The following is a 25,417-nucleotide window of genomic DNA, read 5'->3' as shown; positions in this document are numbered from 1 at the left end:
GACATGTCGCGGCACGGAGTGCCCGACATGTCGGACATCCCCGAGCCGCGCGCCCGTTCCGCGCCGCCGCTAGGCCCAGAGCTGGCCCTCGAGGGCGCTCTCCGCCTCGGCCAAGGTCCCGCCGTACGCGCCGGTCGAGAGGTACTTCCATCCCCCGTCCGCCACCAGGAACACCACGTCGGCCCGCTTGCCGGCCTTGAGTGCCTGGTGCGCCACCGCCAGGGCCGCGTGCAGCACGGCCCCGGTCGAGAAGCCGACGAACATCCCCTCGACCTCGACCAGCTGCCGGGTCCGCAGCACCGAGTCGCGCGTGCCGACCGAGAAGCGCCGGGTGAGCACCGTCGCGTCGTACAGCTCCGGCACGTAGCCCTCGTCGAGGTTGCGCAGGCCGTAGACGAGCTCGCCGTAGCGCGGCTCGGCGGCGATGACCTCGATGTCCTCGACCTTCTCGCGCAGGTAGCGCCCCACGCCCATGAGCGTGCCCGTGGTGCCCAGGCCCGCCACGAAGTGCGTAATACCCGGCAGGTCGCGCAGGATCTCCGGGCCGGTCGTCTCGTAGTGGGCCCGGGCGTTGGCCTCGTTGCCGTACTGGTACAGCATCACCCAGTCGGGGTGCTCGGCCGCGATCTCCTTGGCCACCGCCACGGCCCGGTTGGAGCCGCCGGCGGCCGGCGAGAAGATGATCTCCGCGCCGTACATGCGCAGGATGGACGTGCGCTCGGCGGAGACGTTCTCCGGCATGACGCAGACCAGCCGGTAGCCCCGCAGCTTCGCCACCATCGCCAGCGCGATACCGGTGTTGCCGCTGGTCGGCTCGATGATCGTGTCGCCCGGGCGGAGGCGGCCGGACTCCTCGGCCGCCTTCACCATCCACAGCGCCACGCGGTCCTTGACGCTTCCCGTCGGGTTGCGATCCTCGAGCTTGGCCCACAGCCGCACGTCGGCGCTCGGCGAGAGCCGGGGCAGACCGATCAGCGGCGTGTTTCCGCACGCGTCGAGCAGGGACTCGTAGCGCGCCACGCGGTCAGCCCCGGAGGGCGTGAGCGGCGGCGAACGCGAACGCGCCGCCCGCGACGGCGGGCAGGATCGTCACCGAGTCACCGTCGCTGAGCTTCGCGTCGAGCGCGCCGAGGAAGCGGACGTCCTCGTCGTTGATGTACACGTTGACGAAGCGGTGCAGGCCACCCTCGCCCGTGATGAGGCGGTCCTTCAGCCCCGCGTGGCGCGAGTCCAGGTCGGCCAGCAGGTCGGCGATGGTGTCGCCGGAGCCCTCGACGGTCTTGGCGCCGCCGGTGTAGCTGCGCAGGATGGTGGGGATGCGAACCTCGATAGCCATGATTACTCCTCAAAGACCTCGGAAAACGACGGACGGACGGATGACGGACGGCGCTTATCAGCTGCCGGTCTGACACTCGTAGTCGACGGTCGCCGGGCTCTGCCCGAAGAGGTACTTCTGGACGGCATTCGGATCCACGACTGCATTCACTACCTGAACCGGCTCCTCGGTGATGACCCCGTCCACGATGCGGAACGAGCGGACCTCGGTCACCTCGGGATCGCGGGTGGAGACCAGCAGGTAGTGGGCGTTCGGCTCGCCGGCGAAGGAGACGTCCGTGCGGGACGGGTAGGCCTCGGTCGCGGTGTGCGAGTGGTAGACCACGACCGGCTCCTCGTCGGCGTCGTCCATCTCCCGCCACAGCCGCAGCTGCTCCTTGGAGTCGAACTCGTAGAACGTCATGGACCGGGCGGCGTTCTCCATCGGCACGTGCCGGTCCGGCCGGTCCGAGCCCGCCGGGCCCGCGACGATCCCGCACGCCTCGTCCGGGTGGTCCCGCCGCGCGTGCGCGACGATCGCGTCGAGGATCACGGCGTCGATGGTCAGCACGACAGACAGCCTACCGAAACCCGAGCGAGCTCCGCCCGTGACCGCCCTCACGCCATCACCCCATGAGGGCGCCGACGAGCGACTCCTGGAGATAGGTCAGGTACTGGTACACGGAGAGCTGCCCGACCCGGGCCGACGTCGGGTCCTTCATGATCGCCTCGTCGAGCTCCGTCTCGATGTCGACGTCGTCGTCGACGATGCCGAGCCGCAGCCCGAGGGTGAGCCGCACGTCGGTCAGGGCCCTCAGCCAGGCCTCGGCCTGCTCCTCGTCGAGCGCCACCTCGCCGCCCTCGACGGGCAGGCCGTCGAGCAGCATGGCGGCCTGCTCCAGCTTGGCCGAGCGCAGGTCATCCTCGGTGTAGCGGCGCAGCTCCGCGGACAGGGCGGCGTCGTCCCGGTACACGTCGGGAAACAGCCGCTCGATGACCGGGTCGGTGCGGTCGAAGCCCTCCGACAGCAGCGTGATCACCTCGAGCATGACCTCGTTGAGGACCGCCGCCTCGCCCGGACCGAACCGGGCCACGCACACCCTGCCGGCGCGCACGAACATGTTCACGATTGCTCCACCGTCGCCCAGAGGCCATGCGCCTGCAGCCGGGACGCGTCGTACTCCATCCGCTCGCGGACCCCGCTGGTGACGATCGCCTTGCCCTTGTGATGCACGTCGAGCATGAGACGTTCGGCCTTTTCCTTGTTGTACCCGAACAGCTTCTGCAGGACCCACGTCACGTAGCTCATGAGGTTGACGGGATCGTTCCAGACCACAGTCACCCACGGACGGTCGGTCTGGGGCACCTCGTCAACCTCGACGTGGGTCTCTTCGATCGGTAGGACCTGCGGCGCCGCCATACCAACATGGTGCCATCAAGCGAGCAGCACGCCATGGTCGACCGCATCCCCCGCGACGATGGCCAGCGCTTGGCGCAGCTCCGCGTAGCGCGCGCCGAGCTCATGACCGAGCTCGACCTCGACTTCGCGCAGGGCGTGCTGGAGCCAGCGCCGGCAGTCCTTCTTGTCCGGCATCTTCGGCGGCCCACCCGGCGCGTGCTTGGGCTGCCACATGGCGTAGGACCCGGCGTTGAGCCCGATGCCGACCGGGGAGACCACCTGCTCGGCGTCGTCGCCGTCCCCTCCGATCGCGGAGAGGCTGTCGAGCGCGCCGGCTCCGGTCAGCGCGGCCACGCCGGAGGTGGTGGTGACCAGCAGCGCGCGGTCGCGCTGCTGGTCGTCGTCGCTCTGGCCGTCGACCACCCGGCGGGCGGCCGTGGCCACCCGGGCCAGCACGGCCTCGTCGGGCGGGGTGTCCAGCAGCGCGCCGAAGACGGCGCCGATCACCTCGCGGGTGTCGGCGCGCAGCTGGCGGCTGCTGCGCAGGGACAACGCGTGCAGCTCCCGGTCGAGCACGCGGGGCAGCTCGGGGCAGCCCTTGCCGGAGCCGAGCTCCTGCACGCAGCGCACGTGGATGGTGGCCAGGTCGATCGAGACGCGCTCCACGGCGGCCAGCCGGCGGGCCTGGATCTCGCGGTCGAGCTGCGCCTCCCAGGCGTCGCCGGCCTCGGACACGGTGGCCGCGGTCACCGCACCGGACCGGGCACCGGCGGGCTCGCCGGCCGAGGCGTGCTCCTGGGCCCAGGTCTCCAGCTCGTGGCGCAGTTCGGCGACGCCGAAGACGCCGTCCGGCTCCAGCGACATCGGGAACCAGGGCGCGGTGGCCAGCCGCGGGCCCCGCGAGGCGAGCAGCGCGCGGTTGGTCGCGAGCATCTCGATCCACTCGTCGTGCTGGTCGATGCGGGTGAGCACGAAGGCGATCCGGTCCACCCGGGCGGCCGCGGCGCCCAGCAGGTCCAGCTCGGCCCGGCCGAGCGGGGCGGCGGCGTCGATGACGAAGACCAGACCCAGGCCGCCGGCGGCGGCGGCGAGCACGATCTCGGCGGTGGCCGCGTCCGCACACCCGCCGCCGGGCGTGTCGATCAAGGCGAGCCGATCGAGCAGGGGCGAGGGATGGGTGATCTCGATCCGGCGGGCCGGCCGGATCGGGCCCTTCACCGAGCTCAGGTCCGGGAACGGCCGCGCCTCGCGGTGCCCGGGCACGAAGGCCCAGGCGTCCGGGCGCTCGCCGGGGCGGAACACCAGCCAGGCGTCCCCCGCGTCGGCATGGGCCTCGTCGGTACGTCGGATCAGCGCATTGACCAGCGCGGTCTTCCCCGCGCCGGAGGTGCCCGCGACGACGGCGTGACGGCGGTGGGACGGCTGGGACGGGGCGATCGGCGGCCGGTGGCTCCGGCTGCCGCGGACCGGCATGGACACGGGACTCCCGCTAGTGCGAGCCGTCTGGCTCGGCATCGACATGATTGACAGGTCGATCAGCGGCGCCTGCATGACCCCGAAGCCCATGTGCGACCTCCTTGTGCACCGTCGGCGTTGTGTGCCTTCGCCCGGGAAGATCCGTCCGCGCGCAGCTCAGGGCCGCGCAGGATGGGGCATCGGAACGCTACGTGAACGGACACTTACAACAGCAGGGTTGCTGGTACTCAACTGGAACCGAACGCACTACTCAAGTTGGTGCTTCGGCGGGTACGCGCAGTAATCGACCTATCGATATGCTGCGACGGTGCCCCCCTGGAGTTCTGTCGGCAGAAACGCAGAACTGGTCCGCCTAGCCGAGGCCGCCTCCGGTGCCACCGGTCGCGGTTTGATTCTCGGCGGCCCGCCCGGCATCGGCAAGAGCCGATTGCTGCGCGAGGGCGTCCAAGCCCTTGACCAGGACAGACTTGCGGTTTGGACGGCGACCGCCAACGCCGCCACGGCCGGCCTCCCGCTCGGCGGGCTCGCCCAGGTGCTCCCGCCCGACCAGCCGGCCGGCGGCTCCCCGGCGGGGCTGCTGCGCTGGGCCGTCGATGCGCTGCACCGGCAGGCGGCCGGCCGCCCGATCGTCGTGGCGATCGACGACGCTCACCTGCTCGACCCGCTGTCGGCCGCGCTGGTGTACTACGTGGCCCGCTCCGAGAACGCCACCGTGATCGGCACGGTGCGTACCGGCGAGTCGGTGCACGACCCGATCTCCGCGCTGTGGAAGGACGACCTGGTCGAGCGGATCGAGCTCGGCCCGCTCACCCAGCAGGAGACCTCCGACCTGCTGCAGCAGGTGCTCGGCGGCCCGGTCGACTCGGCCTCGGTGGACCGCCTGCAGCAGCTCTCCCAGGGCAACGCCCTGCTGCTGCGCGAGCTGGTGATCGCCGCGCACTCGGCCGGCGAGATCATCGAGAGCTACGGCATGCAGCGCTGGACCGGCAAGGTCGACCTGGCCCCGACGCTCACCGAGGTCGTCGACGCGCGCATCGGCAAGCTCACCCCGCAGGAGCGTGCGGTGCTGGAGCTGGTCGCGTTCGGCGAGCCGATCGGCCTGCCGCTGCTGGTCAAGGCGACCGACCTGGCCACGGTCGAGATCGCCGAGGAGCGGCAGCTGGTGCGGGTGGTCGTCGAGGACCGGCGCACCACGGTCCGGCTGGCGCATCCGCTGTACGGCGAGGTCGTGCGCCGCCGCTGCCCGGTCACCCGGTTCCGGCGCCTACTGGCCGACCTGGCCACGCTGGTCGAAGAGAGCGGGGCCCGCCGCCGCGACGACCTGCTGCGCGTCGCCGTCTGGCGGCTGGACAGCGACACCGCCCGCGACCCGGTCCTGCTGCTCAACGCCTGCCGGCTGGCCTTCGCCACCTACGACATGGCGCTGGCGATGCGGCTGGGCAAGGCCGCCGTCGCGGCCGGCGGCGGGTTCGACGCCGCCGAGACCCTGGCCACCATCCTGATGTTCGCCGCCTGCCCCGACGAGGGCGCGCTGATCCTGGACCAGAACGAGGGCCAGATCACCGACGAGGCCCAGCGCAGCCGGTGGCTGGCCATCCGGCACATCACCTCGCAGTGGGGCCTGGGCGACTCCTCCACCGCCGACGAGATGAACCGCGAGGCGCACAAGATCGCCGACCTGCGGGAGCGCTCGCTCACGCTGTCGGTCGAGTCGACCATGCGGCTGCACCGCGGCGACTACGGCCAGGCACTCACCCTGGCCCGCACGGTGCTGGACAGCCCGGCCAGCGCGCCCGGGCCGCGCGCCCTGGCCCGCAGCATCATGGGCCACCTGCAGGCGATGCGGGGCACGCCGGTGCAGACGGTCAAGGCGATGGCCCTGCTCGACGCAGACGCCGCGCAGTGGCGGGCTGAGGTGCCGTACATCCAGCTGGGCATCGAACTGGCCCGCGGCACGGCCATGATCCTGGCCGCGGACCTCGCCGCGGTCGACGCGATCGTGGCCACCGAGTTCGCCGGCATGGCCGACGCCGGCAACTTCCTGCTCGGCTCCGGCTACCTGCAGATCGTGCGGGCCCAGGCGGCCCGGATGCGCGGGCACCTGTCCGAGGCCGGCCGGGCGGCCAGCCAGGCCAGCGCCATGCTCGCCACGGGCCGGATCTTCGTGGCCCTCGCCCACGCCGAGCGGGCGCACATCGCCGCCCTGCAGGGCGACGCGGCCTCCGCGACCACGGCCTTCGCCCTGGCCGAGGAGGCGCACTACCGCTCCATGGAGGTGCTCTATCCGTGGCTGGAGGAGGCCCGGGCCTGGGTCGCCGTCGCCTCCGGGGACATCGCCACCGCGGCCGAGGTGCTGCGCCTGCTGGCCGCCCGCAACCGTAGCGACGGGTTCGCCGCGCACGAGATGTTCGCGCTCTACGACCTCGGCCGGCTCGGCTTCGCCGCCGAGGTGAACGAGCGGATCGCGGCCGTCGCGCCGACGGTGGAGGGCCGGCTCGCCCCGGCCATGGCCTGGCACGTGCGGGCGATGGCCGAGGAGGACGGCGGCGCGCTGCTCGCGGTGGCCGAGGAGCTGGCCGAGCTGGAGCTGTACCTCTACGCCGCCGAGGCCGCCGCCGGCGCGGTCACGCTGCTGCGCGGCATCCGCTCGCCCCAGACGCCGCGGGCCGCCCAGCGGCTGGCCGAGCTGCGCGCGGAGTGCCCCAACGCGGTGACGCCGGCCCTGGTGGTGCCGCAGCCGATGCTCACCGGCCGGGAGCGGCAGATCGCGCGGCTGGCCGCGGCCGGGGTGCCGTCGAAGGAGATCGCCGACCAGCTGTACCTCTCCTCCCGTACGGTCGACAACCACCTCATGCGGGTGTACGCCAAGCTGGGCGTGACCGGCCGGGCGGAGCTCGCGGCCGCCCTGCGATCACTGCCGCCGGAGGAGTGACCGGGGTCCTATTACGGGTGGAATATGTTGGAGCCGTGACGAGTAGCGCGCTGCTGACCGACCACTACGAGCTGACGATGCTGTCCGCCGCCCTTCGCGACGGCACGGCTGACCGGCGCTGCGTCTTCGAGGTGTTCGCGCGCCGCCTGCCGACCGGGCGCCGCTACGGCGTCGTGGCCGGCACCGGGCGGCTCATCGACCTCATCGAGTCGTTCCGCTTCGGCCCGGAGGAGATCGAGTTCCTCTCCTCCCGCGGCATCGTGGACGAGGCGACGGCGGCGTGGCTCGCGAAGTACCGCTTCAGCGGCGAGGTCGAGGGCTACGCCGAGGGCGAACTGTTCTTCCCCGGCTCCCCCATCCTGACCGTCAGCGGCACGTTCGCCGAGTGCGTGGTCCTGGAGACGCTGATCCTGTCCGTGCTCAACCACGACAGCGCGATCGCGGCCGCCGCGGCCCGGATGGTCACCGCCGCCCGCGGGCGCGCCGTGATCGAGATGGGCTCGCGGCGCACCCAGGAGGAGTCCGCGGTCGCCGCGGCCCGGGCGGCATACCTGGCCGGCTTCGCGTTCACGTCCAACCTCGAGGCCGGCCGGCGCTACGGCATCCCGACCACCGGCACCGCCGCCCACGCCTTCACGCTGCTGCACGACTCGGAGCAGGCGGCGTTCGCCTCCCAGGTGGCGACCCTGGGTAAGCAGACCACCCTGCTGGTCGACACCTACGACATCGCGCAGGGCATCCGCAACGCGATCGCGGTGGCCGGCGCCGACCTGCGGGCCGTGCGCATCGACTCCGGCGACCTCTCGGTGCTCGCCTCGGAGTCGCGAGCGCTGCTGGACTCCCTCGGCGCGACCGACACCCAGATCGTGGTCTCGGGCGACCTGGACGAGTACGCGATCGCCGCCCTGGCCGCCGAGCCGGTCGACGTCTACGGGGCCGGCACCGCGGTGGTCGTGGGCTCGGGGGCGCCGACGGCCGGCCTGGTGTACAAGCTCGTCGAGGTCGACGGCCGGCCGGTGGTGAAGCGCTCGGAGAACAAGGGCACGGTGGGCGGGCGCAAGACGGCGGTGCGGCGGCACAAGCCGACCGGCACCGCCACCGAGGAGATCGTCGTCTCACTCGGCACGCCGGAGGCCAAGCCGCACGACCGGGCCCTGCAGCGGCCGCTCCTGCGCGGCGGCGAGCGGGTGGCCGACCTGCCGACGCTTGCCGAGTCGCGCGAGCACCTGCGACAGTGCCTCATCTCCATCCCCTGGGAGGGGCTCAAGCTCTCCGCCGGCGACCCGGCGGTTCCGGTGATCGTTACGGGAGGCTCGGCATGACGCGGGCGTTGATCGTGGTCGACGTGCAGAACGACTTCTGCGAGGGCGGGTCGCTCGCGGTCGCCGGTGGGGCCAAGGTCGCCGCGGCCATCACCGGCGCGCTCGCCGCCGGGCCGTGGGACCACGTCGTGGCCACCCAGGATCACCACATCGATCCCGGCGCGCACTTCGCCGAGCACCCGGACTACGTCAGCACCTGGCCCGCGCACTGCGTGGTCGGCACCGAGGGCATGGGCTTCCACCCGGCGCTGGACACGTCCAAGGTCGAGGCGGTGTTCGAGAAGGGGTCGTACAGCGGCGCCTACTCCGGCTTCGAGGGCTCGGCCGGCGGCGAGGGCCTGACCGCCTGGCTGCGCGAGCGGGGCGTGACCGACGTCGACGTGGTGGGCATCGCGACCGACCACTGCGTGCGCGCCACCGCCCTCGATGCGGTGCGTGAGGGCTTTGTTACAACCGTGCTGCTGCACCTGACGGCCGGCGTCCAGGCCGCCACAACCGAATCCGCCCTGGTAGAGCTGCGCGACGCCGGCGTGACCCTGGTCGGTGAACCGGTCGTGGCGGGGAGTTGACCGTCCGGCGGATGGCACGTGGCTGGACTTGCCGTGTAACAACCGACGTGTACCGTCATCCCGGCAAGCGGTTCCGCAAACCAACGTGAGGGCTTCTCACGTCACTACGTAAGGAGCACCTACACGGAGCGTGGCGAAATTGGCTAGACTTCGCTACGCTTGCGGGACCTCGAAGGGTCGTCCATGGTGGACGGCTCAGCACCAGGAGGGTCACGTGAAGTTGTCGATCGAGACTCGCCCTTCGGATCAGCGGGAGTCAGTGCTGACGCTGAGTGGCGAAATCGACTATGAGACCGCTCAGGAGCTCCGCACATCAGTGAGCTCAGTGCTCGACGGAAGCATCGACCTCCTCGTCATCGACCTCGCGGGGGTCACGTTCCTCGACTCCACCGGCATCGGCACCCTCGTCGTTGCCAAGCGCATCTGCCACAGCATGGGCGTCAAGCTCGACATTCGCCGACCTAACCCGTTCATCGCGCGCCTCTTCGCCGTGGTGGGCGTGAGCGACATCCTCGGCGTGCCGATCCCGCCCGGCACCGTGTCCGGACGGCTGCCCTCGCCGCGTGAGCGCGGCGTGACCCAGCCCGCCTGACCGGTCACCTTCAGTAGTTCTCTCCCCGGCTTCGGCCGGACCTCTTGACGACAACGGAATGGAGCGCCCCGCACACACCCCGGCGGTGGCGCTCCATTCGTCGTGCATCTACGCAGCGTCACCCGCGCCGCCGTCCCCGATCGGGTGACTCGTGCCCGGATTTATCGGAAATTTCATGACCTGCCGCGGCGCCCGTCGCGTCACCCGTTCGGGTACGAACGGAGCGGCCGCCCCGCCGCCCTCCCACAGAGATCCGACGTAGGGGCGGAAGGCGCTTCCACGGCGAGCGACGAGGTCGAGGCTCGGGCCCGCCGCATCCCCACGGGAGGGATAGCGCGTCCCCACGTGCGAGCTGGAAGGCGCCCACAGCGGCCACTGCCCGCCATTCCCACAAAGGCCGCCCGCAGCAGCCGTCGGCACCCAGGCTCACGGACCACCGCTCCCCACGCAGCGATGGAAGACGGGCCAAACGGCCACCGGCGCCGGGGGCACACTGCCCGCCGCATCCCACAAGGCGCGTCTTTAGTAGCCGCCCGCGCCAGGACCCAGTGCCCGCCGCTCACACGCAGCGACGGGAGGGCGGAAGGCGGACCCACATCGGGCGCCGGCGCCGGCTGCCCGACGGCCCCGCGGAGGGGTGAGAAGCGGCTCACAGCGGCCGCTGGCGCGATTTGAGGGCGGCCGGATCAAAGACGAACGCCCCCGGAGCCTTGCCGGCTCCGAGGGCGTTCAGGGCTGCCTTTGCGGTTAGTCCTCGATCACGTGGTCCTGATACGAGGCGCCACCGTCGGCCTCGTGGGTCCGGGGCCGGGCGCCACCCGGGGGCGGGGCCTCCAGCGAGTGGCCGGGGGCGTGGGCCGGGAACTTGGCGTCGAAGGCCGGGCGCTCCGAGCGGATGCGCGGCATGCTGTCGAAGTTGCGCAGCGGGGGCGGGCAGGACGTGGCCCACTCCAGCGACATGCCGTGGCCCCACGGGTCGTTGACCTCGACCACGCGGCCGGTCTTGTACGACTTCCAGACGTTGTACAGGAAGGGCACCGTCGACACGCCGGTGATGAACGCGCCGATGGTCGAGATCGTGTTCAGCGTGGTGAAGCCGTCCGTGGCCAGGTAGTCGGCGTACCGGCGGGGCATGCCCTGCGTGCCGAGCCAGTGCTGGACCAGGAACGTGGTGTGGAAGCCGATCGTGGTGAGCCAGAAGTGGATCTTGCCCAGGCGCTCGTCGAGCATGCGGCCGGTCATCTTCGGGAACCAGAAGTACACGCCCGCGTAGACGGCGAACACGATCGTGCCGAAGAGCACGTAGTGGAAGTGGGCGACCACGAAGTACGTGTCGGAGACGTGGAAGTCGATCGGCGGGCTGGCCAGCAGTACGCCGGAGAGACCACCGAAGAGGAAGGTCACCAGGAAGCCGATCGCGAACAGCATCGGTGTCTCGAAGGTGATCTGGCCCCGCCACATGGTGCCGATCCAGTTGAAGAACTTCATGCCGGTCGGCACGGCGATGACGAAGCTCAGGAACGAGAAGAACGGCATGAGGACCTGGCCGGTGGCGAACATGTGGTGCGCCCACACGCTCATCGACAGGGCACCGATCGAGATCGTCGCGCCGACGAGGCCCTTGTAGCCGAAGACCGGCTTGCGGCTGAAGACCGGGATGACCTCGGTGATGATGCCGAAGAACGGCAGCGCCACGATGTACACCTCGGGGTGGCCGAAGAACCAGAACAGGTGCTGCCAGAGCATCGCACCGCCGGTCTCGGCGTCGTAGACGTGCGCACCCAGGCGGCGGTCGGCCTCCAGCGCCAGCAGCGCGGCGGCCAGGATCGGGAAGACCATGATCACCAGGACGCTGGTCACCAGGATGTTCCAGGTGAACATCGGCATCCGGAACATCGTCATGCCGGGCGCGCGCAGGGTCAGCACGGTGGTGATCATGTTGACCGCGCCGAGGATGGTGCCGAGGCCGGAGAGGACCAGGCCCACGATCCAGAGGTCGGCGCCGACGCCGGGCGAGTTGATGATGCTGTTGAGCGGGGCGTAGGCGAACCAGCCGAAGTCCGCCGCGCCACCCGGCGTGAGGAAGCCGATCAGCGTGACCGACCCACCGAACGCGTACAGCCAGTAGGCGAACGCGTTGAGGCGGGGGAACGACACGTCGGGCGCGCCGATCTGCAGCGGCGTGATGTAGTTCGCGAAGGCGAACACGATCGGCGTCGCGAAGAACAGCAGCATGATCGTGCCGTGCATGGTGAACAGCTGGTTGTACTGCTCAGGCGAGAGGAACTGCAGGCCCGGCCGGGCCAGCTCGGCCCGCATGAGCAGCGCCATGAACCCGCCGATCATGAAGAACACGAACGACGTGACGAGGTACATCAGGCCGATCTGCTTCGCGTCCGTGGTGCGCAGCAGCCGAGCGAACGCCGAGCCCTTGACCGGCTTGTGCACCGGCCAAGGCCTGGTGACGATCGGCTTCGGTGCGACGGTGGTCACGAAAGGCCTCCTGAGGCTGTTGAACCAGCTGGGCGAGCCAGCTCCGCGAGGCGCCGTGCGATCAACACGTCACCCCGCAGGCAGGATAGTCCTCCCACCCGAGCCGAAATCGCTGGGGTTCAGCTACCGCCCTTGGCCCCGAGGTCGAAGCTGATCGCGCCGGCCGCGATGGCCGACAGCACCAACAAGATGATCCCCCAGAAGATCAGCCGATCGGCCGAAGTCGGGTTTTTCACCGCACCGAACAACCTGCTGGTCACGGGCACTGAGGCCGGCTGCGGGGCGGGCGCGTCCGACGCGTAGTCGGGGGTGTAGTCGGGCTCCGGCGTCGGCAGCGCCGGCTTGAGGGGGCGGGCCTCCCCGAGGGCCTGCCAGAAGATGAGTGCACCGCCGGCGAGGACCAGCAGGACCCCGAGCGCGGCGACGACGGCGGCGATCCAGTCGCGCATGACTGCCTCCCAGTAGGGGGTTACGAGAGGGATCTATCTGCTCCAGCAGGCTAGAGACCCGAGGTCGCCGCGTCGAGGTGGGCGCTGAAATTTACAGACCAAAGCCCGGTGGCGAAACCTTGCGGCAATCTCGTGTTGACACCGCAGAAACGGTGTATGACGCTCCGATATGGAAGCGCTCCCAAAATCGACGACTTGCTATCCGAGGAGGTCGCGATGTCGATTACCGCCGCTCCAGAAGCAACGCAGGACCCCGCGCACGACCCCATGCGCGACACCGCCGAACACCCCACGCTCGCCCACGTCGCCGCGCTCGCGGGCGTATCCTCCGCCACCGCCTCCCGCGTGCTCAACGGCTCCGCGCGCGTCTCGCCGACCGCCCGCCAGCAGGTCCGCGACGCCGTCGACCGCCTCGGTTACGTCCGCCAGCGCGCCGCCCGCGCCGTGGACCGCCGCCCCCGATCGGTCGCCGCCGTGGTGTGCGAGCCGAACGCACGCCTCTTCGCCGACCCCTTCTACTCCCGTGTGCTGGCCGGCGCCAGTGCCGCGTTCGCCGAGCGCGACATGCCGATGCTGCTGGCCGCGGGCGAGCGCCCGGCCTCGCTGCAGCGGTACCTCAGCAGTGGCCACATCGACGGCGTGCTGCTGATCTACTGCCGCAGCAGCCACCCCCTCGTCGTCACGCTCCCGGCCCTGGGCGTCCCCGTGACGCTGATCGGCCGGCCGCTGCAGGGCAGCTCCCTGGCCTACGTCGACGCCGACAACCGCGGCGGCGCCCGCCAGGCCGTCGAGTACCTGGCCCGCACCGGCCGCCGCCGCATCGTCACGATCGCCGGCCCGCCGGACGTGTCGGCCGGCGTGGACCGGCTGGCGGGGTTCCGGGAGGGCCTCGAGCGGGCCGGCCTGGACCCCGGGCCGATCGCCTACGGCGACTTCACCCGCCCCGCCGGGGTACACGCGATGACCAGGCTTCTGGATCACCGGCCGAACCTCGACGCGGTCTTCTGCGCGTCCGACCTCATGGCCGTCGGCGCCCTGCACGCGCTGCGCCAGTCGGGCCGCCGGGTGCCCGAGGACGTCGCGCTGGTCGGCTTCGACGACCTGCCGCTGGCCGCGTTCACCCAGCCGCCGCTCACCACGATCAAGCAGCCGGTCGAGGAGATCGGCGCGGCCGCGGCCCGCCAGCTGCTGGCGCAGATGTCGGGCGAGACGTGGGACGAGACCCCGGTGCTGCCGACGACGCTGGTGAGAAGGCAGAGCGCCTGAGCGGATCTCACCCACCCGACCTCGCGGTATCGGCCTGCACGGGGGGCCGCAACCGCTAGACATGGAAGGCGTGAAGGCCATCACGCTGACCGGACACGACGCCGGCGCCCTGTCCTTGCAGGACGTGCCCGACCCGCGCCCCGCCGCCGACCAGCTCCTCGTGGAGGTGCGCGCGGCGGGGGTCGAGCGGACCGACCTGACCGTCGATCCCGTCCCCGGCCGCGACCTGGCCGGCGTGGTGGTCGGGCGCGGCGAGGAGGTGACCGGGTTCGTCGTCGGCGACGAGGTGTACGCGCACGCCGAAGGCGCGTACGCAGAACGGGTGGCGGTCGCCGAGTGCGCCGCCGCCCTCAAGCCGGCCGGCCTCACGTTCGTCGAGGCCGCCGCGCTGCCCCAGGCCGCGGTCACCGCGCTGCAGGCGCTGCGGGCGGCCGGCACCGGCGAGGGCGACGTCGTGCTGATCCACGGCGCGGCGGGCGGCCCCGGGCACTTCGCGGTGCAGATCGCCCGGGCGCTGGGGGCCGAGCGGGTGCTGGGCACCGCGGACCCGGCCGATCACGACTTCCTGAAGGAGCTCGGCGCCGAGCCGATCGAGCAGGACGAGCCCGTCGACGTGGCCGTCGACATGCTCGGCGGGGAGGCGACCGCGGCGGCGCTGCGGCAGGTGCGGGACCCCGCGCGGGCCGTGTCGGCGGTCAACCCGGCCATCGCGGCGGCCGGCGGGCGGTACGTGGCGCCGGAGCCGTCCGCGGCCGACCTGCGCTGGCTGGCCGACCTGGCCGATCGCGGACTGCTGCGGGTCTCGCTGCACCGGGAGCTGCCGCTGGCCGAGGCGGCCGACGCACACCGCCTGCTCGATGCGGGCAGAGTGCGCGGCAAGGTCGTGCTGACCCCATAAGCCGAGGGCTCCGGTCCGTGCAACCAGGGGTCCGTTGCTCCCGTCAGAGACCGGTCGGCCCTGGCGGGCCTCCCTGCCAGCTTCGCTGTGGCAAAAAGCCAAGAACAAAAGCCGACAGTCGCCCCGATAGATGATGATAAGTCGGATAAATCCGGGCACGGAGTGCCTGGATTTATCCGGTAAGCCCGAGCGAAACGCCCAGAGAGTGGGATTGTTCGAGCGGCCTGGATTGGTTGTAGGTTCCGGTGCATGATCGACGGCCCCGCCGACTACACCGGACGGCGGCGGGCCGGCACCCATGTGCAGCCACGGATCGTGTTCATCGCGGTGCTCCTCGTCGTCGCCGCCGTCGCGCTCGCCCTGCGGGCGCTCCCCAGCCGGGACAATGGCCACGCCGAGTACGCCGAGGGACCCGTGGTCCCCGGGCCGTCCGCGACGCCTGCGCAAGGCAGTCCGGCCGCCTCACCGCCGGGCTCGGCCTCGCCGAGCGCCAAGCCCAGCAGCGCACGGCCCGCGAGCGCCTCGGCGTCGCCGTCGCGGTCGAGCGACTCCCCGACCCCTGGCGGCGCGGTTTCGCCCTCGACGGGCACCACCGGTACCAAATCCGGGGTCTTGATCATCGAGGCGGAGGCCCCCGGGAACGGGCGGTCCGGCCAGATGAGCGTGCGCGACGTCCCCGGCGCGTCCGGCGGGCGGGTGGTGACCGGCGTCGGCAACGGGCACGCGCTGCAGTTCGCCGGGGTCGACGTGGCCAGGCGCGGCGAGTACAAGGTGACGGTCGCGTACCTGTCGACGGAGCAGCGGCAGTGCTACCTCGGGGTCGGCTGGCAATGGCTGTCGGTGACGTTCCCGGCCAGCGGGGGCTCGGGCACCGTGGCGACCGTGACGGTCACGATGCAGCTGCAGGCGGGCCGTAACACAGTCGAGGCCGGGAACACCCCCGGCAGGTGGTGCCCCGACCTCGACCGCATCAGCGTCGCCCTCAGCTGACCACCCCAGCCCGGCGACGTCATGAGTGACGTTGGCGTGACCGTGCGCCGGTGGACCATCCAGGGAGGCTTCCGGCTTCCGGCGCCGGTCACATCTAGAGCATGGGCCGCCGACCTGGGCACAGGCCAAGACAGGGCTGTGAAGTTGCTGAGTACCCGATCTTCAGGCGACCCGCAGGCTCTGCCCGAGCACCTCGACGACGTCGCCCCGGTGCAGCTGACGGCCGCGGCGGGTGTCGACCTCGCCGTTGACGGTGACCTCGCCCTCGCCGATGAGCTCCTTGCTCTCGCCGCCGGACTCCAGCACGTCGGCGAGCTTCAGGAACTGGCCGAGGCGGATCATGTCGCCCCTGATCTCGACGTCCCTCATCAGGGCCTCCAACGGTGTGTCGCGGACGGGTCGGACACGGAGCCTAGCCAACTGCACCACCGAGCCCGGCTACTCCCAGGCTGCTCCCGAAAAGGCGTTGCCGATGATCCGTGCGGCTGGCTACGTTGGGCGTACACGGGAAAGGAGGTGGTCCAAAGTTGTGTAGCAATGGGACTCGTGAGGTGACTGTCCGCTAGTCGCCGTCCTCTGGACTCGCACTTCGTGCGGTTCGCCCGGATGGCGGCCGGCGAATACGAGACAGCTACCCAGCCCCCGAGGCTTTCCGGTTTAGTCCAACCGGCCCACGCGCAATCCGCGCGGGAACCTCGGGGGCTGTCCTCTTTCCAGGATTGCCCTAACCTGTGGCCGTGATCACGATCTCGCCGCAACGGCTGCGCGCCCACGTCGAGGCGCTGACCGCGCACGGGCCGCGGTACGAGGACACCCCCGGGGTGCCGGCTTCCCTGACGTACATCAGCGAACAGCTCGGCGGCCTGGGCCTCGCGGTCCGCGTCGAGCGCTACGGCAGCGAGCTGCACCAGGTCAACCTGGTCGCCGAGATCCAGGGCGGCACCTCCGACGACGCCGTCGAGCTGTGCGCGCACTGGGACACGGTCGCGACCAGCCCCGGCGCCGACGACAACGCGAGCGGCGTGGCCGGCGTGCTGGAGGCCGCCCGCGCGCTGCGCGACGCCGACCTGCCGGCCCGAACGATCCGGTTCTGCCTCTTCGGCGGCGAGGAGGAGAACTTCGACGGCAGCACCGCGCACATGGCCCACATCACGCCCGACACCGAGTCGATCATCTTCGAGATGATCGGGTACACCGCGCCGGAGCAGCGCTTCCCCGAGGAGCTGGCCGGTCTTCTCGAGCCGCCGGAGCGCGGCGACTTCATCGCGCTGGTCGCCGACCAGGCCTCCCAGGGGCTGCTGGAGGCGTTCGCCAGGCGCGTCACGGTGCCGGCCCTGCCCCTGGTGCTGCCGGACTTCGCCCGGGAGGTGGCGATGCGCAGCGACCACGTGCCGTACTGGACCACCGGCCGCCGCTCGCTGCTGGTCACCGACACCGCCGACTACCGCAACCCGAACTACCACTGGGCGGGCGACACCGTCGGCACGCTCGACTACGCCTTCGCGGCCGCCGTCGTCAACGCCTCCGTGCAGACAATCACCGACCTGGCGCAGTGATGCATCTCACTCACAGGCCTCCCGGCCTGTCTTGATGATCGCCCTCTCCGAAGGGCGCGGCCGGCGTGACACCATGCTGGGGTGTCCATCCGACTGCTGATCGCCGACGATCAGGCGCTCGTGCGCGGCGCGCTCGCCGCGCTGCTCGACCTCGAGCCCGACCTCACCGTCGTGGCCGAGGTCGGCCGCGGGGACGAGGTGGTCGCGGCCGCCCGGGAGCATCGTCCCGACGTGGCGCTGCTCGACGTCGAGATGCCCGGCCAGGACGGCATCGCGGCCGCCGCCGAGCTGCGCCGGGCCCTGCCCTCGTGCAAGGTGCTCATGGTGACGACGTTCGGCCGGCCCGGGTACCTGCGCCGGGCGATGGCCGCGGGGGCCTCGGGCTTCGTGGTCAAGGACACCCCGGCCCGCCAGCTGGCCGACGCCGTGCGCCGGATCGCCGCCGGCCTGCGGGTGGTGGACCCGACCCTGGCCGCGGAGACCCTTGCCAGCGGCGACAGCCCGCTCACACCGCGGGAGGCCGACGTCCTGCGGGCCGCGCGGGAGGGCGGCACGGTGGCCGACGTGGCCGGCCAGCTCGGCCTGTCCGAGGGCACCGTGCGCAACCACCTGTCGGCGGCGATCGGCAAGACCGGCGCCCGCACCCGGGCCGAGGCCGTCCGCCTGGCCGACGAGAACGGTTGGCTTTGACAACTGCGGCGGCTTCTTGACAACCGTGTGACGATTGTGGATGCCTGTCGCCCCAAGGGCTGAACGATCGGGTCTCAGGACGTAGAGTCGCGGCATGACCGCACTTCTCGCCAGCGGCCGCGACGCGGATGTCTACGCGCTCGATGAGCGGCGAGTTCTGCGGCGCTACCGGCGCGGCGGCGACGTCACCGCCGAGGCGGCGATGATGCGGTATGTCTCCGACCACGGCTACCCGGTCCCGCGCGTCTACAAGGCCGACGGCGCCGATCTGGTCATGGAGCGCCTCGAGGGCCCGACCATGCTGGAGGCGCTCGGCAAGGGCACGCTCGACCTGCACTCCGGCGCCACCGTCCTGGCCGACCTGCTGGAGCGGCTGCACAAGGTCCGGGTCCGCGCGGCCACCGACCCCGGCACCCGCATCCTGCACCTGGACCTGCACCCCGAGAACGTGGTGATGACCGAGGGCGGGCCCGTGGTCATCGACTGGCGCAACAGCACCGAGGGCCCGCCCGAGCTCGACGTGGCGATGACCGCGCTGATCATCGCGGCCGTCGCGGTCCTCCCCGGCCGCTTCGCCGACCGGGCCGAGCCGTTCCTCGCCACGCTGCTGAGCTGCACGCGGGACAACCCGCTGTCCCAGCTGGAGGCGGCCGCCCACCGCCGCCTCGCCGATCCGAACGTCACCGCCGAGGAGAAGGCCCATATCCAGGAGGCCAAGCTCCTGGTCACCACCTCGGTCCGCGCCCACTTCTGAGGCCGAATAACCCGCGCGGGGCGGCGTAGCTGGGCCACGGCCGGCGCCACGCTGTTGCTCATGGAAGAACTCTTCGTCCGTCAGGTGGACATCGGCGTGGCCGACATGGACATCTCCGTCGACGACCAGCTCACCACCACGCGCGTCGTCGTGGAGCGCGCGACCACCACCGACCGGCACGGCGGCCCGGACCGCGAGCTCCTGCTCGTCTACGGCGCCGAGGAGACCCGAGCCGTCGCCGAGGCCCTGTACCGCGCCGCGGACCTCGCCACCAGCTGACTTCCGAGCACCACCCCTTGCCCCTTTCACGAACCCGTTTCAGGAAGCCCGTTTCACGAAGCCGGCTGCATGAAGCCCGCTGCACGAAAACCGGCCCTACGAAACCGGCCATACGAAGCCCGGTGCACGGAGCCTGCTACACGAAGCCGGCCATACGAAGCTCGCTACACGAAGCCGGCCGGCCATACGAAGCCCGTTCGACAAAGCCCGTCCGATAAGGCCCGTTTTACGAAAAGTTGGGCACTTCGTGCCACGACTTTTCTGACATTTCTCCCGGCGAGGTATAAGTCCGATAAGTCGCGGCGCGCCAGCGCCCGACTTATCGGTTTCAGGTTTTATGCCCTCCTGTCGGGCACGTCACCACCTCTTGTTGAGCGCTCAACTAACGCGCTAGCCTGGTGGACATGAGCGCACTACCCCTTCTCGAGCAGCACCTCTCCGTCGCGGTGCCCGCCAGCCGCGACCAGCGGGCCTGGACGCCCGAGGACGGGCCGCTGCCCAGCCTGTACATCAGCCACGGCGCCCCGCCCCTGCTGGAGGATGCCGCCTGGATGCGCCAGCTGCTGGACTGGTCGCTGGACCTGCCCAAGCCGAAGGCCATCCTCATCGTGAGCGCGCACTGGGAGTCGGCGCCGCTCAGCGTGTCGGCCACGGCGGCGGGGACGCCCCTGGTGTACGACTTCGGCGGCTTCAAGCCGGTGTTCTACACGCTGCAGTACGAGACGCCGGACGCCACCGCGCTCGCACAGCGGGTCGCCGCCGCGATGCCCGACTCCGAGCCGCTGCACGAGCACCGCAGCCGCGGGCTCGACCACGGCGCGTGGGTGCCGCTGATGGTGATGTACCCGCTCGGGGACGTCCCCGTGCTGCAGCTGAGCCTGCCCACCCACGACCCGGACCGCCTGCTGGAGCTCGGCCGCCGGCTGCGCCCGCTGCGCGAGGAGGGCGTGCTCGTCATCGGCTCCGGCTTCATGACCCACGGCCTGCCGTTCCTGACCCGGTCGCACTGGACCGGCGCGGGGAGCCCGCCCGGCTGGTCCGCGGACTTCGACGCGTGGGCGGCCGACGCCCTGGCCCGCGGCGACGTCGACATGCTGAGCCGCTACGCCAGCCAGGCCCCCGGCATGCCGTTCGCCCACCCGACGGTCGAGCACTACACGCCGCTGTTCGTCACCCTGGGCGCCGCCGACCGGCCCGACGCCCCGGTGCGGTCCGTCATCGAGGGGTACTTCATGGGCCTGTCCAAGCGCTCACTGCAGACGGTGTAGCACCTTCTCACGGGTGTGGGCCGGCAGCGCCTCGCCGGCCTCCAGCAGCCGGGGCAGCAGGCCGGGCTCGGTGGTGAGCGCGCGGAACGTCAGGCCGATGGTGACCGTGTGCTCCGGGACGTACACCTGGCGGATCCCGTCGCCGGCGCACACCTCGCCCGGCTCGATCACGCGCAGGTAGGCCCCGGGCACGGCCACCTCGGTGAACCGCTTGATCCAGCCGCGCTCCCCCAGCCAGCCGGCGAACGTCCGGCACGGGATCCGGGGCGCGCAGACCTCGAGCACGGTCCGCTCGCCGATCAGCCAGCGCTCGCCGATCCGGGCGCCGGTGACGTCGAGCCCGGACGTGGTCAGGTTCTCGCCGAAGACGCCGCCGGGCAGGTCCCGGCCGAGCTCGCCGGCCCACCTGTCGAGGTCCTCGCGGGCGTAGGCGTACACGGCCTGGTCGGGGCCGCCGTGGTGGCGGGTGTCGCAGATCCGGTCCCCGGCCACGCCGGTCGGCTCGGTCCCCTTCGGGCCGGGCACGGTGATCGAGACGGGGCCGTCGATCGGGCGCTTGTCGATGCCGGTGTACGGCACGTCCGAGTGCTCGGTGGGGGCCGGTGTGCCGGCGTTGACGGAGATCAGATGGGCCACGCCTGCAGACCCTAGCGCTTGTCAGGCGTTGACCAGTGCCAGGTCCTCGCCCGCGCGGATGCCCGGCCCGCCGACGGTGCTGAGCGTGCCGCCCGGCCCGGCGTGCACGACCCTGGCCCCGGCGAGGTACCGCACGCTGAGGTTCTCCGCGAAGTTCCGCCCGTTGGGCAGCGCGCCGGCCGCCATGATCGTGCCGATGTCGACCCCCCACACCCGGTGTCCCTCGTGGCCGTCGCGGAAGACGACCGCGACGTCGCCGCTGAGGTACGCGTCGTACACCACGCGCACGCCGAGATCCATGCGCAGCGCGAGCAGCTCGTCGCCGGGGGCCGCCCCCGCCAGCGGCACGGTGGCCGACTCGACGGTGTCGGCGCCCCAGTGGTGCTCATAGGTGAGCCGCTGGCCGTCGGGGGCCTCGATGTCGTACCGCAACGCCTCCGCCGCCACCATCCCGCCGATCGGCGACCACAGATGCGCGGTCGTGGCGGTCATCGTGGCGCCCTCGCCGATCGGCCGCGCCACCGGCTCCGACCCGACCCCCGTCACCGAGGCGCTGGCCACGCGGATCGTGGTGGCCACGGGCGTCCAGCCGTGCGTGCCGTGCAGCAGCCCGTCGAGCTGGACCCGGTCGGGCGCCCGGCCGAGGCAGGCGGCGACGGCCTCGGCGAGCGCGTCGCCGCCGAGCCCGAAGAGCTCTACCTCCTCAGGACTCGTCGCGTGCCGGTCCACGCCCGTGGCGTTGACGCTGGACGACGCGTAACACAGCCCCGCAACGATCGACAGCTCGATGCCCATGACCGCCCCCGATAACGAAGTGTTACGCTCACGTTACAGGCAGTCGAACAACTTCAGGCCCGAACGGTGCGGGTCGGAAGGACCAGGGCGAAGGCCCGCGGGAAGCCCAGCGGCTCCAGCCGCCGGTGCACCACGTCGGACACCGGCACGCTCGCGACCGAGCCCCGCGCCGGATTGAAGCACTGCAGCACCCCGTCCGAGTGCCCCACGATGAGGACCCAGTGCCGCGGAATCCCCTCGCCGATGAGCATCGCCACCGGCCAGTCGCACTCCACCGCGGCCAGCGCCGCGCGCAGGTCGCCCCGGAAGGGGCGCCAGCCGTAGCGCACGCCCAGCGGCGCCGTGTGCGCGGAGATCACCGCGGCCACGCCCCACGGCGTCGTGCCCAGCTTGCGCGGCCACAGCCGGTTGGCCGCGGCGTGGATCCGGTGCTGCTCGGCGGAAGCGTCGGTCACGGTCGCGCCGTACGCGGGGTCCATCGCCGCCGAGGCCACCAGCGCCACCGTGGGGCCGCAGGTGAAGCCGTCCGTCTGGCGGACGAAGTCGTACTCAACCACGGCGCAGCAGGCGGCCGACCGCGGCCATCATCTCCGTCGCCATCTCCTCGCCCTTGCCCTCTTCGGCGCCGTGGTGCATGCAGTGGCGGGCGTGGTCGTCGAGCAGGCCCAGCGCGACCTTGTCCAGCGCCGCCTGGATCGCGCTGATCTGGGTCAGCACGTCGATGCAGTACCGGTCGTCCTCGACCATCTTTTCCACGCCGCGGACCTGGCCCTCGATGCGGCGCAGGCGGCTCTGCAGCTGGTCCTTGGTCGCGGTGTACCCGCGCGGCGTCGGACTCGTCATACCGACAAGCATACTGGTCTGACCAGAAACCCCCTGGGGGTATAAAAGCCCTCAAGAGCGGCACGGGGGCTGCCGATAACCCACCCGTGGGAGAGTGGCTGACCAGGCGCCTCTGGCTCGTCTGGTTACTCGTCGGCGGTCTCGTGGCCGTCGCGTACCCGCTGCTGCCCCAGAACTCCGCCCTCGCCAACGGCGCGTACGAGTCGGTCGGGCTCGGGGCCGTGATCATGGTGCTCCTCGGCGTTCGGCGCAACCGGCCGCCGAGCAGGCGGATGTGGTACTGGTTCGCCACCGGCCTCGGCGTCTGGGTGCTCGGCGACGCCTCGTACGGCGTCTCCATGCACCACACCGGCACCGTGCCCTTCCCTTCCCCGGCCGACGCCTTCTACCTGGGGGCGTACCCGCCACTGGTGGCCGGCATGTGGCTGCTGCTGCGCGCGCAGGGGCGGGACCGGGCCGGCGTGATCGACGCGTGCATCACCGCCTCCGGCGGCGGGCTGCTGTTCTGGGTCTTCGTGATGCGCCCCATCGCCGACGCCGAGAACGTGTCGTTGCCGCACCGCGTGTTCTCACTCGCGTATCCGTTCGCCGACGTCGTGCTGCTGGTGCTGCTGGCCCGGCTGCTGACCGGGCGGGCGGCCCGCACGAAGAGCTACTGGCTGCTCGTCGCCGGCATGGGGCTGCTGTTCGCCACCGACCTGAGCTTCTCGGTGCTGTCCAGCTACGACGAGGTACCGGCGCGGGTTGTGCAGTTCGGATGGCTGTCGTTCCATGTCGCCGTCGGCGCGGCGGCGCTGCACCGGTCGATGGCTGCGCTGACCGAGCCGGTCGACGCGCCGGAGACCACCTTGTCCGGGGCGCGCCTGACGGTACTGGCGATCAGCTCCCTGATCGCCCCGGTACTGCTGCTGGGCCAGGGCCTGGCCGGGGTGAACCACATGAACTGGCTCGCCATCGGCGTGGTCGCCGTGGCCCTGTTCCTGCTGGTCGTGGTGCGCATGGCCGGGCTGGTGCGCAAGGTGCAGTCGCAGTCCTGGCAGCTCAGCGAGCTGGCCATGCTCGACGACCTCACCGGCCTGCCCAACCGGCGGCTGCTCGAGGAGCTCATCCGCGACGAGCTGGACCGCGGCGGCCACCCGCAGGTCGCCTTCATCGACCTCGACGACTTCAAGCGCATCAACGACGGGCTCGGGCACGCCGTCGGCGACCAGCTGCTGGCCGCGGTCGGCCGGCGGCTCACCGGCGTGCTGCGCCCCGGCGACGTGGTGGCCCGGCTGGGCGGGGACGAGTTCGCCGTACTGATGCCGGACACGAGCCAGGACGCGGCCGACGCGCTGGTGACCGAGCTGGCCGCCGCCCTCGAGCAGCCGGTCTACGCCGGCGAGCACCACCTGCTGGTCCAGGCCGGCATCGGGGTGGCCGACGCGGCCGGCACGCGGGACCCGTTCGAGCTGCTGCGGCGGGCCGACGTGGCCATGTACGCCGCGAAGGAGAGCCAGTCGCGCCGCGAGCGCTTCCGCGACGAGTTCGACCAGCGCGCCTCCGAGCACGCCCGGCTCGGCGCGCAGCTGCGCGAGGCGCTGGACCAGGGGCAGTTCCAGCTGGTGTACCAGCCGATCGTGGCCCTGCCGCACGGCGAGATCGCCGGGGTCGAGGCGCTGATCCGCTGGCACCACCCGGAGCTGGGCTTCATGAGCCCGGCCGACTTCATCCCGGTCGCCGAGCGCAACGGGCAGATCGTCGAGCTCGGTGCCTGGATCCTGCTGGAGGCGTGCTCACAGGCGGCCACCTGGATGGCCACCCTCGGTAGCGCCGCGCCCGGCAAGGTCAGCGTGAACGTCTCGGCCCGGCAGCTGGCCGAGCCCGACTTCGCCGAGGTGGTCGCGGCGGTACTGGCGGCCACGGGGCTGCCCGCGGACCGCCTCGCCATCGAGGTCACCGAGACGGCCGTCTTCGGCGGCGGCCGGGCGATCGAGGCCCTCGACGCCGTGCACCGCCTCGGCGTGCGCATCGCGCTGGACGACTTCGGCACCGGCCACTCGTCGCTGGGCCTGCTGCAGACGTGCCCGGTCGACATCCTGAAGGTCGACAAGTCCTTCGTCGACAACGTCACGATGGCGGGCCGGCACGCGGTGATCGCGACCGCGCTGATCAACGTGAGCGACGGGCTCAACCTGGACGCGATCGCCGAGGGCGTCGAGACCGCCGAGCAGGCCCGGGAGCTCTACCGCCTGGGGTACCGCTACGCGCAGGGCTACCACTTCGGCCGCCCGGTCGCCAACCCTCAGTTCGCGCTCGAGTCCGCGGCGGCCTGACGGGCGGCGGACGACGGCAGCACGACGCAGGTGCGGCAGCGGGCCTCGTACGTGTACGTCCCGTCGTCCGGCAGGGCGGTCGACGGCGCCAGCTCCCTGATCATCGGCACGCCGTGCTCCAGCACCTGGGTGTACACGGCGGAGAAGGAACGGCACCGGTCGCACACCGCGCGGCGGTAGGTCACGCTCGCCGGCCCCAGCTCCAGCAGCGCCCGCACCGGCGCGAACAGCTCCCCGCGGTGATCGAGGTCGATCCCGGCGGCCACCACCCGGGTGCCGCGCTCCAGCAGCCGCCGCACGACGACCATGTCGGTCAGCGCGAACATGTGCACCTCGTCGATCCCGACGACGTCGAGCTCCTCGTCCAGCGCCGTCGCCAGCGAGGTGGCCTTGACGGTGGCCAGCGCCGCCCCGCTGCGCGAGACCACCCCGGCGTCGCGCACGTGCCGCGCGCTCTGGAACACGCGGTGCCGCGCGTTCGTGTACTGCAACGGCGACAACAGGCTCACGAGCTCGAGCGACTTGCCGCTCTTCATCGGCCCGAGGATGACGGTCAGATCCACGGCGAAAGAAGATACCCC

General features: G+C 71.6%; 27 protein-coding genes. 13 read left to right on the top strand and 14 right to left on the bottom strand.

The features are described 5' to 3' along the window. Window positions 1-69: 69 nt before the first annotated feature. Genes ABD352_RS51755 through ABD352_RS51730 form a run of 6 tightly spaced genes read right to left on the bottom strand, consistent with a single transcriptional unit; the run spans window position 70 to window position 4,279 of the window. Window positions 70-1,020, bottom strand: coding sequence for a PLP-dependent cysteine synthase family protein (locus tag ABD352_RS51755; protein WP_344620054.1), 951 nt, complete (start codon window positions 1,018-1,020; stop codon window positions 70-72). 4 nt (window positions 1,021-1,024) lie between these two features. Beyond that, the gene (locus ABD352_RS51750; protein ID WP_344620053.1) at window positions 1,025-1,336 is read right to left on the bottom strand and encodes a MoaD family protein; all 312 of its coding nucleotides are present in this window, start codon (window positions 1,334-1,336) and stop codon (window positions 1,025-1,027) included. A gap of 57 nt (window positions 1,337-1,393) precedes the next feature. Then, window positions 1,394-1,885, bottom strand: a complete 492-nt coding sequence (locus ABD352_RS51745; RefSeq protein ID WP_344620052.1) for a M67 family metallopeptidase — start codon at window positions 1,883-1,885, stop codon at window positions 1,394-1,396. Between the two features lie 55 nt (window positions 1,886-1,940). Then, window positions 1,941-2,435 carry a DUF2017 domain-containing protein gene (locus ABD352_RS51740; protein WP_425553971.1) on the bottom strand — a complete coding sequence of 165 codons (495 nt, stop codon included), beginning with the start codon at window positions 2,433-2,435 and terminating at the stop codon, window positions 1,941-1,943. Between the two features lie 2 nt (window positions 2,436-2,437). Continuing rightward, entirely contained in the window at window positions 2,438-2,734 is a 297-nt protein-coding gene (gene clpS, locus ABD352_RS51735; RefSeq protein WP_344620051.1) for an ATP-dependent Clp protease adapter ClpS, read from the bottom strand. 15 nt (window positions 2,735-2,749) lie between these two features. Continuing rightward, a complete protein-coding gene (locus ABD352_RS51730) occupies window positions 2,750-4,279 on the bottom strand; it encodes a P-loop NTPase family protein (protein WP_344620050.1) in 1,530 nt (509 codons plus the stop codon). A gap of 217 nt (window positions 4,280-4,496) precedes the next feature. Here ABD352_RS51730 and ABD352_RS51725 point away from each other — a divergent pair, with 217 nt between their 5' ends. The 4 genes from ABD352_RS51725 (at window position 4,497) to ABD352_RS51710 (ending at window position 9,604) form a co-directional block, all read left to right on the top strand. Further along, entirely contained in the window at window positions 4,497-7,121 is a 2,625-nt protein-coding gene (locus tag ABD352_RS51725) for a LuxR C-terminal-related transcriptional regulator (RefSeq protein WP_344620049.1), read from the top strand. 35 nt (window positions 7,122-7,156) lie between these two features. After that, window positions 7,157-8,443 carry a nicotinate phosphoribosyltransferase gene (locus ABD352_RS51720; protein WP_344620048.1) on the top strand — a complete coding sequence of 429 codons (1,287 nt, stop codon included), beginning with the start codon at window positions 7,157-7,159 and terminating at the stop codon, window positions 8,441-8,443. Beyond that, complete coding sequence (locus ABD352_RS51715) at window positions 8,440-9,012, top strand: isochorismatase family protein (RefSeq protein ID WP_344620047.1); 573 nt, start codon at window positions 8,440-8,442, stop codon at window positions 9,010-9,012. The genes ABD352_RS51720 and ABD352_RS51715 overlap by 4 nt, the downstream gene beginning before the upstream one ends. A 214-nt stretch (window positions 9,013-9,226) precedes the next feature. Further along, the gene (locus ABD352_RS51710) at window positions 9,227-9,604 is read left to right on the top strand and encodes an STAS domain-containing protein (RefSeq protein ID WP_344620046.1); all 378 of its coding nucleotides are present in this window, start codon (window positions 9,227-9,229) and stop codon (window positions 9,602-9,604) included. 747 nt (window positions 9,605-10,351) lie between these two features. Here ABD352_RS51710 and ctaD read toward each other — a convergent pair. Then, window positions 10,352-12,097: an aa3-type cytochrome oxidase subunit I gene (ctaD, locus tag ABD352_RS51705; RefSeq protein WP_344620045.1), complete on the bottom strand. Its 1,746-nt coding sequence runs from the start codon at window positions 12,095-12,097 to the stop codon at window positions 10,352-10,354. 119 nt (window positions 12,098-12,216) lie between these two features. Then, window positions 12,217-12,546 carry a hypothetical protein gene (locus ABD352_RS51700; protein WP_344620044.1) on the bottom strand — a complete coding sequence of 110 codons (330 nt, stop codon included), beginning with the start codon at window positions 12,544-12,546 and terminating at the stop codon, window positions 12,217-12,219. A 216-nt stretch (window positions 12,547-12,762) separates the two neighbouring features. Between ABD352_RS51700 and ABD352_RS51695 the strand changes: the two genes are divergently transcribed. From ABD352_RS51695 to ABD352_RS51685, 3 genes are all read left to right on the top strand, one after another. Then, the gene (locus tag ABD352_RS51695; RefSeq protein WP_344620043.1) at window positions 12,763-13,812 is read left to right on the top strand and encodes a LacI family DNA-binding transcriptional regulator; all 1,050 of its coding nucleotides are present in this window, start codon (window positions 12,763-12,765) and stop codon (window positions 13,810-13,812) included. Between the two features lie 61 nt (window positions 13,813-13,873). After that, window positions 13,874-14,710: an NADP-dependent oxidoreductase gene (locus tag ABD352_RS51690; RefSeq protein ID WP_344620042.1), complete on the top strand. Its 837-nt coding sequence runs from the start codon at window positions 13,874-13,876 to the stop codon at window positions 14,708-14,710. Window positions 14,711-14,959: 249 nt separating this feature from the next. Continuing rightward, complete coding sequence (locus ABD352_RS51685) at window positions 14,960-15,700, top strand: carbohydrate-binding protein (RefSeq protein WP_344620041.1); 741 nt, start codon at window positions 14,960-14,962, stop codon at window positions 15,698-15,700. A 162-nt stretch (window positions 15,701-15,862) separates the two neighbouring features. On the opposite strand, the gene ABD352_RS51680 is transcribed toward ABD352_RS51685, so the two are convergent. Beyond that, a complete protein-coding gene (locus ABD352_RS51680; protein WP_344620040.1) occupies window positions 15,863-16,069 on the bottom strand; it encodes an RNA-binding S4 domain-containing protein in 207 nt (68 codons plus the stop codon). Window positions 16,070-16,437: 368 nt separating this feature from the next. Here ABD352_RS51680 and ABD352_RS51675 point away from each other — a divergent pair, with 368 nt between their 5' ends. The 5 genes from ABD352_RS51675 (at window position 16,438) to ABD352_RS51655 (ending at window position 20,247) form a co-directional block, all read left to right on the top strand. Then, entirely contained in the window at window positions 16,438-17,256 is an 819-nt protein-coding gene (locus tag ABD352_RS51675) for a M20/M25/M40 family metallo-hydrolase (RefSeq protein ID WP_344620039.1), read from the top strand. A gap of 81 nt (window positions 17,257-17,337) precedes the next feature. After that, on the top strand, window positions 17,338-17,946 hold the full coding sequence (locus tag ABD352_RS51670) for a response regulator transcription factor (RefSeq protein WP_344620038.1): 609 nt from the start codon (window positions 17,338-17,340) through the stop codon (window positions 17,944-17,946). 94 nt (window positions 17,947-18,040) lie between these two features. Then, window positions 18,041-18,700, top strand: a complete 660-nt coding sequence (locus ABD352_RS51665) for a phosphotransferase (RefSeq protein WP_344620037.1) — start codon at window positions 18,041-18,043, stop codon at window positions 18,698-18,700. A gap of 60 nt (window positions 18,701-18,760) precedes the next feature. Continuing rightward, the gene (locus ABD352_RS51660) at window positions 18,761-18,979 is read left to right on the top strand and encodes a hypothetical protein (RefSeq protein ID WP_344620036.1); all 219 of its coding nucleotides are present in this window, start codon (window positions 18,761-18,763) and stop codon (window positions 18,977-18,979) included. A gap of 404 nt (window positions 18,980-19,383) precedes the next feature. Next, the gene (locus tag ABD352_RS51655; protein ID WP_344620035.1) at window positions 19,384-20,247 is read left to right on the top strand and encodes a dioxygenase family protein; all 864 of its coding nucleotides are present in this window, start codon (window positions 19,384-19,386) and stop codon (window positions 20,245-20,247) included. Here ABD352_RS51655 and ABD352_RS51650 read toward each other — a convergent pair. Genes ABD352_RS51650 through ABD352_RS51635 form a run of 4 tightly spaced genes read right to left on the bottom strand, consistent with a single transcriptional unit; the run spans window position 20,230 to window position 22,521 of the window. Then, window positions 20,230-20,883, bottom strand: a complete 654-nt coding sequence (locus tag ABD352_RS51650) for an MOSC domain-containing protein (RefSeq protein WP_344620034.1) — start codon at window positions 20,881-20,883, stop codon at window positions 20,230-20,232. The two genes, ABD352_RS51655 and ABD352_RS51650, sit on opposite strands and share 18 nt — an antisense overlap. Before the next feature lie 21 nt (window positions 20,884-20,904). After that, on the bottom strand, window positions 20,905-21,678 hold the full coding sequence (locus tag ABD352_RS51645) for a hypothetical protein (protein ID WP_344620033.1): 774 nt from the start codon (window positions 21,676-21,678) through the stop codon (window positions 20,905-20,907). A gap of 53 nt (window positions 21,679-21,731) precedes the next feature. Then, complete coding sequence (locus tag ABD352_RS51640) at window positions 21,732-22,235, bottom strand: hypothetical protein (protein WP_344620032.1); 504 nt, start codon at window positions 22,233-22,235, stop codon at window positions 21,732-21,734. Further along, window positions 22,228-22,521: a metal-sensitive transcriptional regulator gene (locus ABD352_RS51635; RefSeq protein WP_344620031.1), complete on the bottom strand. Its 294-nt coding sequence runs from the start codon at window positions 22,519-22,521 to the stop codon at window positions 22,228-22,230. The genes ABD352_RS51640 and ABD352_RS51635 overlap by 8 nt, the downstream gene beginning before the upstream one ends. 86 nt (window positions 22,522-22,607) lie before the next feature. Here ABD352_RS51635 and ABD352_RS51630 point away from each other — a divergent pair, with 86 nt between their 5' ends. Next, entirely contained in the window at window positions 22,608-24,836 is a 2,229-nt protein-coding gene (locus ABD352_RS51630; RefSeq protein WP_344620030.1) for a putative bifunctional diguanylate cyclase/phosphodiesterase, read from the top strand. Here ABD352_RS51630 and ABD352_RS51625 read toward each other — a convergent pair. Beyond that, on the bottom strand, window positions 24,806-25,399 hold the full coding sequence (locus ABD352_RS51625; protein WP_344620029.1) for a thymidine kinase: 594 nt from the start codon (window positions 25,397-25,399) through the stop codon (window positions 24,806-24,808). The two genes, ABD352_RS51630 and ABD352_RS51625, sit on opposite strands and share 31 nt — an antisense overlap. Window positions 25,400-25,417: the final 18 nt, after the last annotated feature.

This window comes from Dactylosporangium salmoneum, from assembly GCF_039532525.1.
GTDB lineage: Bacteria > Actinomycetota > Actinomycetes > Mycobacteriales > Micromonosporaceae > Dactylosporangium > Dactylosporangium salmoneum.
The sequence above is the reverse complement of the archived record's forward strand: the minus strand, read 5'-3'. Positions and strand labels throughout refer to the sequence as shown.

Excerpts from the sequence above, each read along its gene's own strand:
- ABD352_RS51645 (WP_344620033.1), bottom strand. The coding sequence starts at position 21,678 with ATGGGCATCGAGCTGTCGATCGTTGCGGGGCTGTGTTACGCGTCGTCC.
- ABD352_RS51690 (WP_344620042.1), top strand. The coding sequence starts at position 13,874 with ATGGAAGGCGTGAAGGCCATCACGCTGACCGGACACGACGCCGGCGCC.
- ABD352_RS51655 (WP_344620035.1), top strand. The coding sequence starts at position 19,384 with ATGAGCGCACTACCCCTTCTCGAGCAGCACCTCTCCGTCGCGGTGCCC.
- ABD352_RS51715 (WP_344620047.1), top strand. The coding sequence starts at position 8,440 with ATGACGCGGGCGTTGATCGTGGTCGACGTGCAGAACGACTTCTGCGAG.
- clpS (WP_344620051.1), bottom strand. The coding sequence starts at position 2,734 with ATGGCGGCGCCGCAGGTCCTACCGATCGAAGAGACCCACGTCGAGGTT.
- ABD352_RS51680 (WP_344620040.1), bottom strand. The coding sequence starts at position 16,069 with ATGAGGGACGTCGAGATCAGGGGCGACATGATCCGCCTCGGCCAGTTC.
- ABD352_RS51740 (WP_425553971.1), bottom strand. The coding sequence starts at position 2,435 with ATGTTCGTGCGCGCCGGCAGGGTGTGCGTGGCCCGGTTCGGTCCGGGC.
- ABD352_RS51635 (WP_344620031.1), bottom strand. The coding sequence starts at position 22,521 with ATGACGAGTCCGACGCCGCGCGGGTACACCGCGACCAAGGACCAGCTG.
- ABD352_RS51750 (WP_344620053.1), bottom strand. The coding sequence starts at position 1,336 with ATGGCTATCGAGGTTCGCATCCCCACCATCCTGCGCAGCTACACCGGC.
- ABD352_RS51700 (WP_344620044.1), bottom strand. The coding sequence starts at position 12,546 with ATGCGCGACTGGATCGCCGCCGTCGTCGCCGCGCTCGGGGTCCTGCTG.
- ABD352_RS51660 (WP_344620036.1), top strand. The coding sequence starts at position 18,761 with ATGGAAGAACTCTTCGTCCGTCAGGTGGACATCGGCGTGGCCGACATG.
- ABD352_RS51665 (WP_344620037.1), top strand. The coding sequence starts at position 18,041 with ATGACCGCACTTCTCGCCAGCGGCCGCGACGCGGATGTCTACGCGCTC.
- ABD352_RS51695 (WP_344620043.1), top strand. The coding sequence starts at position 12,763 with ATGTCGATTACCGCCGCTCCAGAAGCAACGCAGGACCCCGCGCACGAC.
- ABD352_RS51685 (WP_344620041.1), top strand. The coding sequence starts at position 14,960 with ATGATCGACGGCCCCGCCGACTACACCGGACGGCGGCGGGCCGGCACC.
- ABD352_RS51730 (WP_344620050.1), bottom strand. The coding sequence starts at position 4,279 with ATGGGCTTCGGGGTCATGCAGGCGCCGCTGATCGACCTGTCAATCATG.